The following is a 14515-nucleotide window of genomic DNA, read 5'->3' on the forward strand; positions in this document are numbered from 1 at the left end:
CAGCTCTATGAGCTCGATTGGTGAGCTCGACTAGTTCGATAACGCAGTTGCGTTTTATAATCGGAGCGAGCCTGGCGTGCGTCAAGGACTCATGGCTGGATTGTTATCGTCAGGGCGGTCCGTACCGGTCCCCGCCGGGCCGCTCCACAGGAGGTTGATCATTGGCCACGTCCAGGGACCGCTCCCCGTCCACGGCCCCCGCCGCGCGGGCGCTGTGGCCGCTCGGCGGGCTGCCGGAGCCGCACTCCCCCGGGCGCGAACTGCCCGCGGTGGTGGGCGTCGCGGACCTGCGTGCCACGAACGCCGCGGCCATCCTCGCCGCCGTCCGCTCGACCGACCCGCACCCCCGGCTCTCCACCCTGGCCGAGGCAACCAAGCTCTCCCGTCCCACCGTTGAGGCGATCGTCGAGGAACTCATGGACTGCGGCCTCATCGAGGTCGCCCCGGCCGTCTCCGCCCGTGGCCAGCGTTCGCCCGGCCGCCCGGCCCGCCGGTTCCGCTTCTGCCCGCACGCGGGCTTCGTCATCGGCGTGGATGTACGGGCACGCTCGGTGAGCGCCTGCCTGGCCGACCTCGACGGCCGGCCGGTGGCCGTCGAACGCAAGGCGGTACGCGCCGACTTGGGCGGCCGGGCCCGCGCCCGCGCCGTGACCGGGGTGGTGCAGCGCGCGATCGACCGCTCCGGAGCCGACGCCCGGCGGGTGTGGGCCGCGACGGTGGGCACCCCCGGCCTGGTGGACCGGAGCAACACCCGTATCCGGCAGGCCGACAACCTCAAGGGCTGGGCCGAGGCGGACATCGTCACCACCCTCCGCGACACCTTCGGCTGCCCGGTCGCCGTGGAGAACGACGCCAACCTCGCCGCGCTCGGCGAGCAGTGGCGCGGGGTCGGCGGCGCAGCCGACGAGATGGTCTTCGTCCTGCTCGGTGAACGCCTCGGCGCCGGTGTCATCACCGGGGGGCGCCTGCTGCGCGGACACCGCGGTGCGGCCGGCGAGATCGGCTTCATCCGCTTCCCCGGCAGCCCTTCGTCGCAACCCGGCCTCGAACCCCTGGTCCCGGACGCCGTTGCCCCGGATCCCGCGGACCCTGCGCGTCGCACCGGTACCGACATCGTCCATGGCGCCGCATCAGGGGATCCCGAAGCAGTCGCGGCCATCACGTCGTACGGGCGGAGGCTGGCCGCCGGGATCGCTCCCGTGCTGCTGGCGCTCGACCCGGCGCTGGTCGTGCTCGGCACCAGCCTCTTCCCTGTCCCCGGCCTGCTTCCGGCGGGGGAACTCCTCCTGAACGCCGCCGAGGATGAAGCCCGCAGCCTCCTCGTCGACCTGCCGCAGTGGCGGCTGTCCGCCCTGGGCGACGAGGCCGTGATCACCGGCGCGGTCCGCTTCGCCCTCTCCTCCGTCGAAGAGGTACTACGCACCCGGCCCACCAGCCTTCCGGCTCAGGACGCGCTCGGCCGGCCCACGGGCCTGGAGACAGGGGCAGAAGCCCCCTAGTGACCTGAGCTGGCGCATCCCCGTTTCCACCTGCACTTCACTCCGACGGGATCGTCCTGGCTGAACCTGGTGGAGCGGTGGTTCGCCGAGCTGACCGCCAAGAAGCTCCGGCGGGGCATCCACCGCTCCGTCCAGGCCCTCGAACGCGACATCCGGGGCTGCCCGTTCAGCGTCCTTCGACGGTCACGCAACAGCGCCCGGAGGCTCGGCGCGACCGACAAGCCATCAGGTCATCTGTCCCGGACTCTTGACTCCGTTGACCACAGTCGCGATTCTCATGACATCTGCTTGTGCGAGTCATGACAACCATGCGCGTGACCTCGTCGCGCCCATGACCGTCTGTCTGGCTCATCGACGGCGCCATCCGCCGACCGGAGACGTGAGTGATGACCATGACTCGACAGCAACACCGCAGGCGTACCCCCATCACGGTTCTCTCGCTGCTCTTCATCGTGATGACCATGACGCTCGGCCCCACGTCCAGTTCCGCGGCCGAGACGGACTGGTGGACCCCGGTCGCGCGGCCCGCGCCGGACTCCCAGATCAATGTCACGGGCGAGCCCTTCAAGGGAACCGACTCCCAGGGGGAGGTACGGGGCCTCGTCGACGCGCACAACCACCTGATGTCCAACGAAGCGTTCGGCGGCCGGCTCATCTGCGGCAAGCCCTTCTCCGCGGCGGGCGTCGCGGACGCGCTCAAGGACTGTCCCGAGCACTATCCCGACGGCTCGCTCGCGATCTTCGACTACATCACCCACGGCGGTGACGGCAAGCACGACCCGGTCGGCTGGCCGACGTTCAAGGACTGGCCGGCGTACGACTCGATGACCCATCAGGCGAACTACTACGCCTGGATCGAGCGCGCCTGGCGCGGCGGTCAGCGGGTCCTCGTCAACGACCTCGTCACCAACGGCATGATCTGCTCGGTCTACCCCTTCAAGGACCGCAGTTGCGACGAGATGACCTCGATCCGGCTACAGGCGAAGCTGACGTACGACATGCAGGACCACATCGACAAGATGTACGGCGGCACCGGCAAGGGCTGGTTCCGGATCGTCACCGACAGCGCGCAGGCCCGCGAGGTCATCAAGCAGGGCAAGCTCGCCGTCATCCTGGGCGTCGAGACCTCCGAGCCGTTCGGCTGCAAGCAGGTCCTCGACATCGCGCAGTGCGACAAGGAGGACATCGACAAGGGCCTCGACGAGCTGTACGACCTGGGCGTGCGCAGCATGTTCCTGTGCCACAAGTTCGACAACGCGCTGTGCGGGGTCCGCTTCGACGAGCACGGGCTCGGTACGGCCATCAACGTCGGCCAGTTCCTGTCGACGGGCACCTTCTGGCAGACGGAGAAGTGCACCGGCCCGCAGAAGGACAACCCGATCGGCGAGGCGCCGTCCGAGGCCGAGGAGGACCTGCCGGCGGGCACCGAGGTCCCGGAGTACGACGAGGACGCACAGTGCAACGTCCGCGGTCTCACCGATCTCGGCGAGTACGCCGCGCGCGGCATGATGAAACGCAAGATGATGCTCGAGATCGACCACATGAGCGTCAAGGCCACCGGCCGGGTGCTCGACATCTTCGAGGCCGAGCAGTACCCGGGTGTCCTGTCCTCGCACAGCTGGATGGACCTCAACTGGACCGAGCGGGTCTACTCCCTCGGCGGCTTCGTCGCCCAGTACATGCACGGCTCCGAGGAGTTCAGCGCGGAGGCGAAGCGCACGGACGCGCTGCGTGAGAAGTACGGCGTGGGCTACGGCTACGGCACCGACTTCAACGGCATCGGAGAGCACCCCGCCCCGCGCGGCGCGGGCACCTCGAACCCGGTCACGTACCCCTTCAAGAGCGTCGACGGCGGCTCCGTCATCGCCAGACAGACCACCGGCGAACGCACTTGGGACTACAACACCGACGGCGCCGCCCACGCCGGCATGATCCCGGACTGGATCGAGGACATCCGGCGGGTCGGCGGCCAGGACGTCGTGGACGACCTCCTGCGGGGCGCCGAGTCCTATCTCGGCACCTGGGGAGCGTCCGAGGACCACAAGGCCGGGGTCAACCTCGCCTCGGGCTCGACCGCCTCGGCCAGTTCCTCGGAGTCGAACCCGTTCACGAGTTACGCACCCTCCAGGGCCGTGGACGGCAAGCCGGACACCCGCTGGGCGAGCGACTGGAGCGGCGACCAGTGGCTCCGGCTCGACCTCGGGTCCGCGAGCCTCGTCAAGCGCGTCACCCTCGACTGGGAGCGTGCCTACGGGAAGGCGTACCGCATCCAGCTCTCCACCGACGGCACGAACTGGCAGTCCGTATGGTCCACCACCACCGGCGACGGCGGCCTGGACACGGCCCGGTTCAGCGGCGTGCCGGCCCGCTATGTGCGCGTCCAGGGGCTCGAGCGGGGCACCGAATGGGGATACTCCCTCCGCGAAGTCGGCGTCTACAGCAAGTGACGGCACCGAGTCGGTGTCCAGGGCCGCGGCCGGCCGGATCAGCTCGCCTGATCCGGCCGGCCGCGGGCCGCCTTCCCCGGCGGAACACAAGAGCCGAGACACGAGAGCCGAGACACGAGAGCAAAGGGAATCCACATGGCACGGATGCCGTCGGCCGAGCGGCGCCGACAGCTCACCGAGGCGGCGATCCGTGCGATGACCCGAGACGGTGTCCCCCGGACGACGACCAGGTCCATCGCCGCCGAGGCAGGCGTGTCACTGAGCGTCTTCCACTACTGCTTCGACTCCAAGCAGGCCTTGATCGAGTCCGTCATCGAGACGATCACCGGTCATTACGTCACGGTGGTGAAGGAAGCGATCCGGCCGAAGGCCACCCTGCGTGAGACCATCGGGGCCGGTTTCCAGGCCTACTGGGACCATGTGTCCGCCAATCCGGGCGAGCACATGCTCACGTATGAACTGACTCAGTACGCCCTGCGCCAACCCGGGTTCGAGCATCTGGCACGACGGCAGTACGAGCTGTACTCCGACACCTACGCCGAACTCATCGAACAGCTCCGGCACAGCATGAACTTCGAACTCCGCGTACCCGTCCCCGTGTTGGCCCGCTATCTGGCCGCCATGACCGACGGCCTGACTCTGAACTTCCTCGTCCTCGGCGATGACGCGGCCTGGGCGGACATTCTCGACACGATCACCGACCACGTCGCCGGTCTCGTCCGGGACGAGGCACCCGCGGCGACCTGAACGCAAGGCTCCGCCCCTGGCTGGTAGAGCCGCGGAGCCGATCGGGGGGCGGGCACCCCTGATCCTCCCCTGATCAGGCGTAGTACCAGTTGTTGCAGCCGACCACCGGCTGCTCGCCGCCTCTCTCAGCCCTTCACCGCGCCGGACGTGAGGCCTTGGACGATGTGACGGCTGGCGAAGGCGAACAGCAGCATCGTGGGCAGGATGGTGAGGACCGCCGCCGCGGACATGGAGCCCCAGTCGATGTTGAAGCTGGAGATGAATCCGTTCAGGGCCGTGGGGACCGTCTTTTTGGTGTCGCTGTTCATCAGCGTCACGGACAGGAAGAGTTCGTTCCAGCAGTTGACGAAGTTGAAGATGAACGCGGCCACGATCCCGGGACGCATCACCGGCAGCAGCACCCGGAACAGCGCCCCGAACCGGGACAGGCCGTCGATCATGGCGGCCTCCTCCAGCGCGTCCGGGATGTTCTCGAAGAAGCCGCGGAGCATCACCGTGCAGAACGGGATGCAGACGGCGATGTAGACGAGGATCAGCCCGAGCCGGTTGTCGACCAGCTTGAGGTCGGTCATCAGCAGGTACAGCGGTCCCAGCGCGATGAAGGTCGGGATCATCTGGGTGACCAGGGCGGCCATCAGCAGCGCGGACTTGGTACGGAACTCGAAGCGTGCCAGTACGTACGCCGACAGCATCGAGATCGCCGTGGCGACCGCACCCGCGACGGTCGCCACGATGAGGCTGTTGGTGAGGTAGACGCCGAAGTCGGCCTTGCCGAACAGCCCGCTGTAGTTCTCCAGCGAGAAGCGCTCGGGCCAGTAGGCGATCGGGAAGGTGAAGATGTCGCCGGGTGCCTTCAGCGACGTGATGGTGATCCAGTAGAGCGGGAAGACGGTGAAGACCAGCCACAGCCCCAGGAAGGTGAACTTGGTGGCCCGGCCGGCCGTGGACTCCTTGCCGATCACGGCTTCACCTCTCGCTTCTCGCGCGTGGCCAGAAGGAAGAAGACCGCGAACACCAGCAGCGTGGCGACCACGATGAGGCCGAGCGCGGAGGCCCTGCCGTAGTCGCCCTGCTGGGTGATCTTGATCATCCAGGTGGTCACGATGTGCGTCTCGTTGTTGGGTCCGCCGCCGGTCATTCCGAAGATCAGGTCGGGGAAGTTGAAGATCCAGATGACCCGCAGCAGCACGGTCAGCGCGAGGGTGACCCTGATGTACGGGATCGTGATCTGGAACAGCGTGCGCACCTTGCCGGCTCCGTCGAGCGCCGCCGCCTCGTACAGCTCCTCGGGGACGGACTGCAGGGCGGCCAGGATCATGATCGTGAAGAAGGTGACCCCGTACCAGACGTTGGCGACCACGACGGCGAACATCGCGGTCTTCGGGTCGGCCAGCCAGGCGACCGGCTCGTCGATCAGCCCGGCCTTCTGGAGCAGGTCGTTGACGACACCGAACTCGCTGTTGAACAGCCAGCGGAACAGGATGCCGATGAGGAATCCGGAGATCGCCCAGGGGAAGAAGACCAGCGCCTGGTAGAGGCCGCGGAAGCGGAACTTCCGGCGCAGCCACAGGGCGAGGGCGAAGCCGATCACCAACTGGGGCACGATCGAACCGAACACCCAGACGGCGGTGTTGGTAAGGACGGTGCCCCAGGCGGGGTCGGCGAAGACGTCACGGAAGTTCTTCAGGCCCACCCAGGAGGTGTCGCTCAGGTCCGTCAGATTCCAGTTGCGGAAGGCCATCTGACTGCCGGCGATCATCGGGTAGTACGTGAAGACCGCCACGAAGATCGCGGCCGGGGCCATGAAGGCGGCGATGAGCAGCCCGCGCCGGGAGGTGAACTCCGGCTTGCGGCGGCCCTGTTCGGTGCCTCGGGCGGGCGGGTCTCCCCCCTTCCGGTTCCGGGAGGAGCCCGCCGACGCCGTTTTCATCGTTTCCGTCGCACTTGTACTCGTACTCGAACTCGTCGTTTCGGACGCGGACGGCATTTTGCCTAGCCCTCCTGCTGCCACTTCTCGGTCCAGTACGCGTCCCAGCCGGCCAGCAGCGCCTTGGGCTTCAGCTTGCCGAGCACCATCTTCTGCACATCGGCGTCGGCCTTCTGCTGCCACTCGGTCCACCATGCGACGCCGCGCGGCTGGCTGACGTTGAGGTACTTCTCCGGCTGCTCCGTCATGGTGACGTAACTGGACCAGGGGCCGGTCTTGTAGAACGGGTCCTCGGTGGCCGACTTGAGGATCGGCACCAGGCTGTTCTTCTTGGTGAAGGTCGTCGACGCCTCGCCCTCGGAGAGGAACTCGACCAGCTTGACGGCCTCGGCCTTGTTCTTGCTGCCGTCCGCGACGCCCCATCCCGCGGTGGCCAGCGGCTGGACGGTCTTGCCGCTGGGGCCTGCCACCAGCGGGGCGGTGTCCCACTGGTCCTTCGCGATCGCCTTGGACTCCGAGACGGTGGCGATCACTTCGGGATCCTGGAGCAGGAAGGCCGTGGAGCCGTTGGAGAAGCCCTCGACCATCTCGGGATAGCCCCAGGACACGGACGACTTCGGGGACGCCTGCTTGAAGAGCTTGAGGTAGGTCTCCATGGCGTCGAGGGCTTCGGGCACGGAGAAGATCGTGCTGCCGTCCTTCAGCTTGAAGCCGTTGGCGGGGTCGATCTCGTCGGCGACGTACGCCTCGATGACGGCGGTGGCGTTGCCGTTGGCGTTGGCCCCGCCGCGGAAGGCGTACCCGTAGCGGCGCTTCGCCGGGTCGTGGATGGCGGAGGCCTGCGTCAGCAGCTCATCCCAGGTGGCCGGCGGCGCACTGAAGCCGGCCTCCTTGATCAGGTCGGTGCGGTAGAAGACGCTCAGGCCGTAGAAGCCGTACGGGACGAAGTAGGTCTCGCCGTCGGCGTCCTGGGAGGCCTTGACGGCGTTCTCCGTCATGGCATCCCAGCCCTTCCAGCCGGTGAGGTCCTTCTTCATGTCGTAGAGCCAGCCGTTGTTCGACCACGGGCCCACGGTGGTGTCCCGCACCTCGAGGGTGTCCACGCCACTGCCGGACTGGAGCATCTGCTGGATCTTCTGGTCGGCCTGCTCGGTGGGCGGCGAGACCAGATTGACCTTGATCTTGGGGTTCTGCTGTTCGAAGTCCGCTATGAGGTCCTTCAGCAGATCCGTGCGGGCGGGGTTCGTCAGGCTCTCGACCATGTTGAGGGTGACCGTTCCGCCACCACCACCGCCGCTCATGGCGGAGCAGCCGGTCAGTACCATCGTGGCGGCTGTGCCGAGGGCGAGAGCTGCCGTCCTTCTTCTCATCGTGCCGACCTCTTCCTGGGATACGGCCGCGCTGGCAGCGGCATCGGGGACGGGGGTTGGAGGGGTCGCGCCGCCTACGACGCGCCGGGCTGTTCGCGGGCCGCGCGGGCCCACTCGCAAAGGACGGGGACGCAGCCCTCGGCGAAGTACTCGTAGTCGGCGGCGGTGTTGTAGACGTGCGCGGACAGCCGCAGATAACCGGTGCCGCCGAAGCTGGTGAAGGCCGTCTCCACGCCCAGGTCCCGGGCGGCCCGGTCGCGCAGCGCGTCGGCCTCGACGCGGCTGGTGCCCAGCCCCGTCGGCAGCCGCACCAGCCGCATTCCGGGCACCGGCATGCCCACGTCGACGGCGCTGGGTTCGCCGGTGAGCTCGGCGAAGGCGGCGCCGACGACGCGCTCGGCGTAGCCGACCAGGTCGTCCATGTACTGGCGGGCGGTCCCCCAGCCCCAGGTGCGCTCGATGAGGTCCAGCGCCGTCGGCGCCGCCAGATAGCTGGTGAGGTCCACCGTGCCCTGCTGGTCGAAGCGGTCGGGATACGGATCGGCGGCGCCCCACGAGTCGATCAGGGGGTAGAGCTGCTCGCGCCGCGGGCCGCGGGCGACCAGCGCGGCGGTGCCGCGCGGTGCGCAGCCCCACTTGTGCAGGTTTCCGGCCCAGAAGTCGCACGTCACACCGTCGAGGGGGGCGGCGATCAGACCGGGGGCGTGGGCGCCGTCGACGAGCAGCGGGATGTCGCGCCGCCGGGCCTCCGCGCCGATCCGCTCCACCGGCATCCGGCGTGCGGTCGCCGAGGTGATGTGGTCGAGGACGATGAGATCTGTGGCCTCGCCGATCTCGGCGGCCACGGCCTCGTACGCCTGCTCCTCGTCCGCGTCCAGCGGCACCCGGGCGGTGCGGACCCGGCCGCCCCAGCGGCGTGCCAACCGTTCGGCGCCCATGGTCACAGCCCCGTAGCCGTGATCGGTGACGACGATCTCGCCACCGCGGCGGCGGGAGAGGCCGGCGAACACGACGCTGGTACCGGCACTCGCGTTCGGCACCAAGGCGAGGTCGTCCAGGGCGACCCGCAGGAAGGCGGCGAGTTCGACCCGGGTGGCGGCGATCCGCTGCGGCAGCGCCGGGAACCACACCACCGGGGAGCGGTCCATTTCCGCACGCAGCTGGTTCTGCCGCTCCTGCGCCACCGAGGGGACCGCCCCGAACGAGCCATGGTTCAGGTGCTTCATCGCGGGGTCCAGCGACCACGCCCGGGCGGCGGGCCGGCCGTCGGCCAGCAGGAGGGGGCGCGGGGCGGTGGTGACCTCGGTCTCGCTCACATCACTCCATATCTGCCCGGCCCGAGTGCCCGAGACATCAGACAGTGTCTGAATTTTTTCCAGAGACATATGATGACTCGGCATCCTGGCATGGCCTTTTCACGCCTGCAAGGCTCATGCAAGGGAAAGTCATCAGATGAATCCTGGCCGATACATACAAGACATCTGATGACTCGAGATGACTCGGTACAGTGCACGGGGGCTTCGGCGATGCCGCCGGTCCGTCAGGGAGGAGTCGAATGTCCGCAGTCGACAAGGCGTTCCACGGCCTACGACACATGATCGCGACGGGACGTCTCGGTGCGGGCGAGCGCATTCCGCCCGAGGCCGAGCTCGGCGAGGAACTCGGCGTCTCGCGGGGATCGTTGCGTGAGGCCGTGCGGATGCTCGCGGCCCTGGGAGTGGTCGAGCCGCGGCACGGCTCGGGTACCTACGTCTCCCAGCTCAGGCCGGAGGACATCATCGGCAGCCTCTCGCTGACCCTCGAACTCCTCCCGCTGCCCGGCCTGTTGGAGGTGTACGAGATCCGGCGGGTCCTGGAGGCTCATGTCGCGGCCAAGGCCGCCGCGCGCCGAACCCCCGAGACCGTGCGGACGCTCTTCTCACTCATCGAGGCCATGGAGGCCACCGACGACCCCGCCGAGGCCTCGGAGCTCGACCACCGCTTCCACGCGGAGATCGCCCGGGCCGCCGAAAACCCCACCCTCGCCTCCCTGCTCGCGGTCTTCCGCGCCCGCTCCCGCAAGTACCAGGTCTTCACCCTCCCCGAGGGCCCCGAGCTGCGGCGCAAGAGCGACGCGGACCACCGCGTACTGGCCACCGCGATCGCCGACCGCGACCCTGGCTCCGCCGCGGGCGCGGCCGAGGCACACGTCACCCAGACGGAGCGGTGGCTGCGTGCCTTCATGCCTCCGGTGGAGGAGGGCGCCCAGGGCCGGGAGAAGAGCGGCGAGGCTGACGGCGCCCTGAGCTGATGGCACTCGGCCGTCGGCAGGCGGTACCCCGCGGCGCCCGTCACGGGGCGGGCCGGCCGGCCCGAGGGAATCGACGCGACAACCAATTGGGGTCCTGGTCGTCAAACTCCCTCATTCCAAGCAGCTCTCACCCTCTCGGGGTGGCCCTCCGATCCCGTCCCCGGATCGGCCGCCCGACGCCAGTGCTCCGCCACATGCCGGCCGGTCGCGAACCAGACGTCCCCCTGTGCGCGGACGTGGTCCAGCAGTTCCTCGAGCATCAGTACCCGTCCCGGCTTGCCGATGGACTGCGGGTCGAGGGCCAGGACCCAGCACAGGCCGTAGTCGCGGTAGGCGTCGAAGGAGTCCTTCCAGTCGTTCAGGACATCCTGGTAGGCGGCGATGCGGGACTCGGCGGGAGGGAAGGCGACCGGGGCGCCGTTGAAGAGGAAGTAGGGGTGATCGGCGTACTCCCACTGCCAGGGCAACTCCACGACGGGCGTGGGCCGTCCGGCGGACCACAGCAGGTGGGGGCGGTCGTCGCCGTGCGTGGACGAGGACCAGCCGAAGCCCAGTTCGTCGAGGAGCGCGGTGTGACCGTCGCCCATCGGGCCCGGGGCGGCACGCAACCCGGTCGGCCGGGCGCCGGTCACCGTCGTCAGCAGGTCGGCGGTGCGGGACCAGGTCTCCCGGATGTCCGGGGTGGGCGTTCCGCCGGGGACGGGGGGCGCGGCCGCGGCGATCTCGTGTCCCGCCGCCGCGACTTGGCGGACCGCATCGGCGTGGCGCAGCGCGGTGTGCTCGGGAACGAACCAGGTGGCTGGGAGCCCGTACGCGTCCAGAAGGTCCAGGAGGCGCGGGACGCCGCGGGTTGTGGCGTACGTCCCCAGCGAGAGGGTCTTGGGCCGGTGCCGGGCGGAGGGGTGCTGCCTGAGCCAGAACATTTCGGCGTCCAGGTTGAAGGTGAGCACCACCGCGCACCTGGCACCTCCCGGCCACTGCGGGCGCGGCTGCCTGCGCCGCCGGATGCCGCTGTCACCGCCGAGCGGAGGCATGGCCGTATCAGAGATGCTCATATCGCCCTCCCCGAAGCGGTCTCGCCGTGCGACCGCCACCAGTCGGCGATCTCGGCACCCGTGGCGAACCAGACGTCACCAGGTCGGCTCATGTGGTCCAGCAGTCGCTCCAGGGCACGCACCCGTTGGGGTTTGCCGATGACCTGCGGGTGCAGCATCAGGACGTAACACAGGCCCCATCGGTGGTAGCCGTCGAACTCGCGGCGCCAGTTGTCGAAGGTGGTGAGCGTGGACGCGATCCGGTCCAGGCCGCGCGGCTCCGGCGGGGACTCGTTGTAGACGAACTGCTGGTAGTCGTCCAGCTCCCAGTGCGCCGGGATCTCGATCAGGTCCAGGGCGTGGCCGTCGGCCTGCCAGCGGTAGGGCCGGTCGTCGCCGCGCATGGAACTGGAGTAGGAGAAGCCCAGCTCCGCGAGGACGGTGGGGGTGTCGGCTGCGATGTCGCCGCTGGGGCTGCGGAAGCCCACCGCGCGTACTCCGGTGGTACGTTCCAGCAGGTCCTGGCTCCGCTGGATGATGTCGCGCTGTGCCGCCCGGGAGTGGTCGAAGAAGGTCTCGTGCATCCAGCCGTGATGGCCGATCTCATGGCCGGACGCGGCGATGTCCTTCACCACGGCGGGCCATTGTTCGACGATCTTGCCCGGCACGAAGAAGGTGGCGGGCAGTGAGCGGTCCTCCAGCAGGTCCAGCAGGCGCGGGGTGCCTCGCCAGGGGCCGTACGCGCCGATGGAGAAGCCCCTTGCGTCGTCCCACTGCCCGGTGGCGCGGTCGAGCCACAGGGTGGGGCCGTCCAGGTCGAAGCTGAGCATGACGGCGCAGCGTGCCCCGCCCGGCCAGTGGGGCGGCGGTTGTCGGTGCATGGGCGGTTCCGGTTCGCGTGCGTTCGGATGCGGGGTGGGCTTCAGCTCTTGCGTGGCCGTGGCTCGGTGGGATCCAGCAACTGGCCGCGCAGGACGGTGAGTTGGTGGGAGGTCTCGACGGCGCGGTGCTCGTCCAGTGAGGCGAGGGCCAGGACGAGGGTGTCCATGACGACGGTGCCGGTCAGGGACTCGGCGGTGATGCCGGTGGGGGTGTGGGGGGCGCTGATCACCACGTCGGCGCGTGCGGCGAGCGGGCTGGTGGGTTCGTCGGTCACGAGCAGGACGCTCGCGCCGACCGCCCGTGCCCGCTCGGTGAGGACGGTGAACTCCCGTAGCAGTCTTCCGGGTTGGAGGATCACCACGGCGTCGCCACGGCCGAGGTCCAGCAGTTCGTCGGCCATGGTGAAGCCGGTGGCGCCGACGAAGCGGGCCCGGCGGCCGGCCCGGCGCAGCTTCAACACCAGGTGGCGGGCGGCGAGTTCGGAGGCGCCGACGCCGTACGCGACCACTTCGCGCGCGTCGGCCAGGATCTGGACCGCCTGCTTGAGTACGTCCGTCTCCAGCAGCCTGCGGCACTGTTCGAGACGCTCCGCTGCCTCGTCGAAGACGCGGTCCTTGATCTGCTCCAGGTCGTGGCCGACATGGGCGATGCGCTGCTTGAGCCGCTCCTCGGGAGCGGTCGCGGAGGTGAAGTCGGCGGCGAGTTCCCGCTTGAGCGCGGGCAGTCCGGTGTAGCCGAGGCGCTGCAGGGCGCGTACGACCGTGGCGTTGCTGGTTCCGCTCGCCGTGCCCAGTTCCTGCGCGCTGGCGAAGAGCAGGTGCTCCGGCGGAGTGCTCGCCAGGTACTGGGCCACCACGCGCTCTGATGCAGACAACTCCCCCCACAGGTCGCGAATCGTGGCGTGGAGTCGTGTCGCTCCGGTTACGTCTTCTGTTTCGCTCATTACAGCTATTGACTTCCTCGTAGCGTCCATTACTAACCTGGTGCCATCATTCCAGAAGCTCCGGATCCTGAAACGCACATTACAGGCCGCTGTGGCTCCGGGCCTTGGATCACATGCGTCGCAGAGCACAGTCCCAGAGCGTCAGTCGCAGAACACAGGAGAGGCATGACAGCCAGCGCCATCCCGATCGTCGAGATCTCCGGTACGCCCGTCGAGCGCGGCCGTCAGTACGGCGAAGCCGTGCGCGGCAGACTCGGCGCCGCGCTCGCCTACTACCAGGAAGCCTTCGGCCAGTCGTCGGGGCTCACCTGGGAGCAGGTCACCGCGCGGGCCGAGCGCTGGCTGGAGCCGGTGCGCGCGTACGCCCCCGATCTCGTCGAGGAGATGAGCGGGATCGCCGAGGGCGCCGGGGTCGGGCTGCTGGACGTGCTCGCGCTGAACGCCCGGGGCGAGATCATCTACGACGAGACCTTCGCCAGGATGCGCGGCCGGGACGACTCCACGGAGGACGCCGTGGAGGAGAAGGGAACGGCCGACGGCTGCACCTCCTTCGCCGTCATGGGCGAGGCCAGCGGCGACGGGCACGTGTACTGCGGACAGAACTGGGACTGGCGGGCGGGCACCGCGGACACCCTCGTGATGCTGCGGATCGTCCAGCCCCCGCGCCCCACGGTGATCATGCAGGTCGAGGCGGGCCAGATCGGCCGCCAGGGTGCCAACTCCGCGGGCATCGCCCTCAACGCCAACGGTCTCGGCGGCCGTTTCGACGACGCCGTGGGCCTCCCCCAGACCGTGATCCGCCGCCGCGTCCTGGACAGCGAGTCGATCAGCGAGGCGGTCGAGGTGCTGTGCCGCACCCGCGGCCATATCGCCAGCAACGCCCTGCTGACCTGCCGCGAAGGCTTCGCCATCGACCTGGAGACCACCCCCGGCGCGCACGGCTGGCTGTATCCGGCCGACGGCCTGCTCGTACACGGCAACCACTACCAGGCCGGCGTGCCCGTCCAGCTCGCCGCCAACTACCGCCCCGCGTCCTCCGATTCACTCATCCGCGTACCCCGCGCCGAGGCCGGACTGCGCCAGCTGCGTACGGCCACCGCGCCCGACGACTCCCGCAAGCTGATCCGCCAGGCCATGTCCGACCACCTCGGTCACCCCGAGGGCCTGTGCACCCACCCCGATCCGCGGCAGGCGGAGGTCAAGCGGTGGACGACGCTGCTGTCCTCCTGCGTGGACCTGACCACCGGTGACTACTACGTGACCCCGGGCACCCCCTGCGACCACGAGTACCAACACCTGCCCTGGAACCTCTACGACGGCCCGCACGCCCCGAACTGACGCGCCCTCGGCCCGCGACGCAAACGCCCCCCACCGCG

Annotated in this window: 12 protein-coding genes and 1 pseudogene; 6 read left to right on the forward strand and 7 right to left on the reverse strand. The window is 69.0% G+C overall.

All coding sequences use genetic code 11. The annotated features are described in order from the left end of the window. The first annotated feature begins 161 nt into the window (after positions 1–161). The 4 genes and pseudogenes from OP79_RS07615 (at position 162) to OP79_RS07625 (ending at position 4693) form a co-directional block, all read left to right on the forward strand. Entirely contained in the window at positions 162–1499 is a 1338-nt protein-coding gene (locus OP79_RS07615) for an ROK family transcriptional regulator (protein ID WP_051744485.1), read from the forward strand. A gap of 15 nt (positions 1500–1514) precedes the next feature. Beyond that, a pseudogene (locus tag OP79_RS53735) lies at positions 1515–1643 on the forward strand (IS630 family transposase); the annotation flags it as partial. A gap of 242 nt (positions 1644–1885) precedes the next feature. Next, positions 1886–3946, forward strand: a complete 2061-nt coding sequence (locus OP79_RS07620) for a discoidin domain-containing protein (protein ID WP_051744486.1) — start codon at positions 1886–1888, stop codon at positions 3944–3946. Between the two features lie 135 nt (positions 3947–4081). After that, on the forward strand, positions 4082–4693 hold the full coding sequence (locus OP79_RS07625) for a TetR/AcrR family transcriptional regulator (RefSeq protein WP_033319233.1): 612 nt from the start codon (positions 4082–4084) through the stop codon (positions 4691–4693). Between the two features lie 125 nt (positions 4694–4818). Here the strand turns inward: OP79_RS07625 and OP79_RS07630 are convergent, their stop codons facing one another. The 4 genes from OP79_RS07630 to OP79_RS07645 form a co-directional block, all read right to left on the reverse strand. Beyond that, positions 4819–5655, reverse strand: coding sequence for a carbohydrate ABC transporter permease (locus tag OP79_RS07630; RefSeq protein ID WP_033319234.1), 837 nt, complete (start codon positions 5653–5655; stop codon positions 4819–4821). Then, entirely contained in the window at positions 5652–6623 is a 972-nt protein-coding gene (locus OP79_RS07635) for a carbohydrate ABC transporter permease (RefSeq protein ID WP_033319235.1), read from the reverse strand. Before OP79_RS07635 ends, OP79_RS07630 begins: the two co-directional genes overlap by 4 nt. A 62-nt stretch (positions 6624–6685) precedes the next feature. Further along, the gene (locus OP79_RS07640; RefSeq protein ID WP_033319236.1) at positions 6686–7990 is read right to left on the reverse strand and encodes an ABC transporter substrate-binding protein; all 1305 of its coding nucleotides are present in this window, start codon (positions 7988–7990) and stop codon (positions 6686–6688) included. 74 nt (positions 7991–8064) lie between these two features. After that, positions 8065–9306: an aminotransferase class V-fold PLP-dependent enzyme gene (locus OP79_RS07645; protein ID WP_033319237.1), complete on the reverse strand. Its 1242-nt coding sequence runs from the start codon at positions 9304–9306 to the stop codon at positions 8065–8067. Between the two features lie 239 nt (positions 9307–9545). On the opposite strand from OP79_RS07645, the gene OP79_RS07650 reads away from it, so the two are divergent. Next, positions 9546–10280 carry a FadR/GntR family transcriptional regulator gene (locus tag OP79_RS07650; RefSeq protein WP_051744487.1) on the forward strand — a complete coding sequence of 245 codons (735 nt, stop codon included), beginning with the start codon at positions 9546–9548 and terminating at the stop codon, positions 10278–10280. Between the two features lie 101 nt (positions 10281–10381). Here the strand turns inward: OP79_RS07650 and OP79_RS07655 are convergent, their stop codons facing one another. From OP79_RS07655 to OP79_RS07665, 3 genes are all read right to left on the reverse strand, one after another. Then, positions 10382–11335: a polysaccharide deacetylase family protein gene (locus OP79_RS07655; protein WP_078491665.1), complete on the reverse strand. Its 954-nt coding sequence runs from the start codon at positions 11333–11335 to the stop codon at positions 10382–10384. Then, the gene (locus tag OP79_RS07660; protein WP_245685242.1) at positions 11332–12144 is read right to left on the reverse strand and encodes a polysaccharide deacetylase family protein; all 813 of its coding nucleotides are present in this window, start codon (positions 12142–12144) and stop codon (positions 11332–11334) included. Before OP79_RS07660 ends, OP79_RS07655 begins: the two co-directional genes overlap by 4 nt. 92 nt (positions 12145–12236) lie before the next feature. Then, entirely contained in the window at positions 12237–13139 is a 903-nt protein-coding gene (locus OP79_RS07665) for a MurR/RpiR family transcriptional regulator (protein ID WP_033319239.1), read from the reverse strand. 165 nt (positions 13140–13304) lie between these two features. Here OP79_RS07665 and OP79_RS07670 point away from each other — a divergent pair, with 165 nt between their 5' ends. Beyond that, a complete protein-coding gene (locus OP79_RS07670) occupies positions 13305–14477 on the forward strand; it encodes an acyl-CoA--6-aminopenicillanic acid acyltransferase (protein ID WP_033319240.1) in 1173 nt (390 codons plus the stop codon). Positions 14478–14515: the final 38 nt, after the last annotated feature.

The sequence above is a fragment of the Streptomyces yerevanensis genome (assembly GCF_000716805.1).
GTDB classification, from domain to species: domain Bacteria; phylum Actinomycetota; class Actinomycetes; order Streptomycetales; family Streptomycetaceae; genus Streptomyces; species Streptomyces flaveus.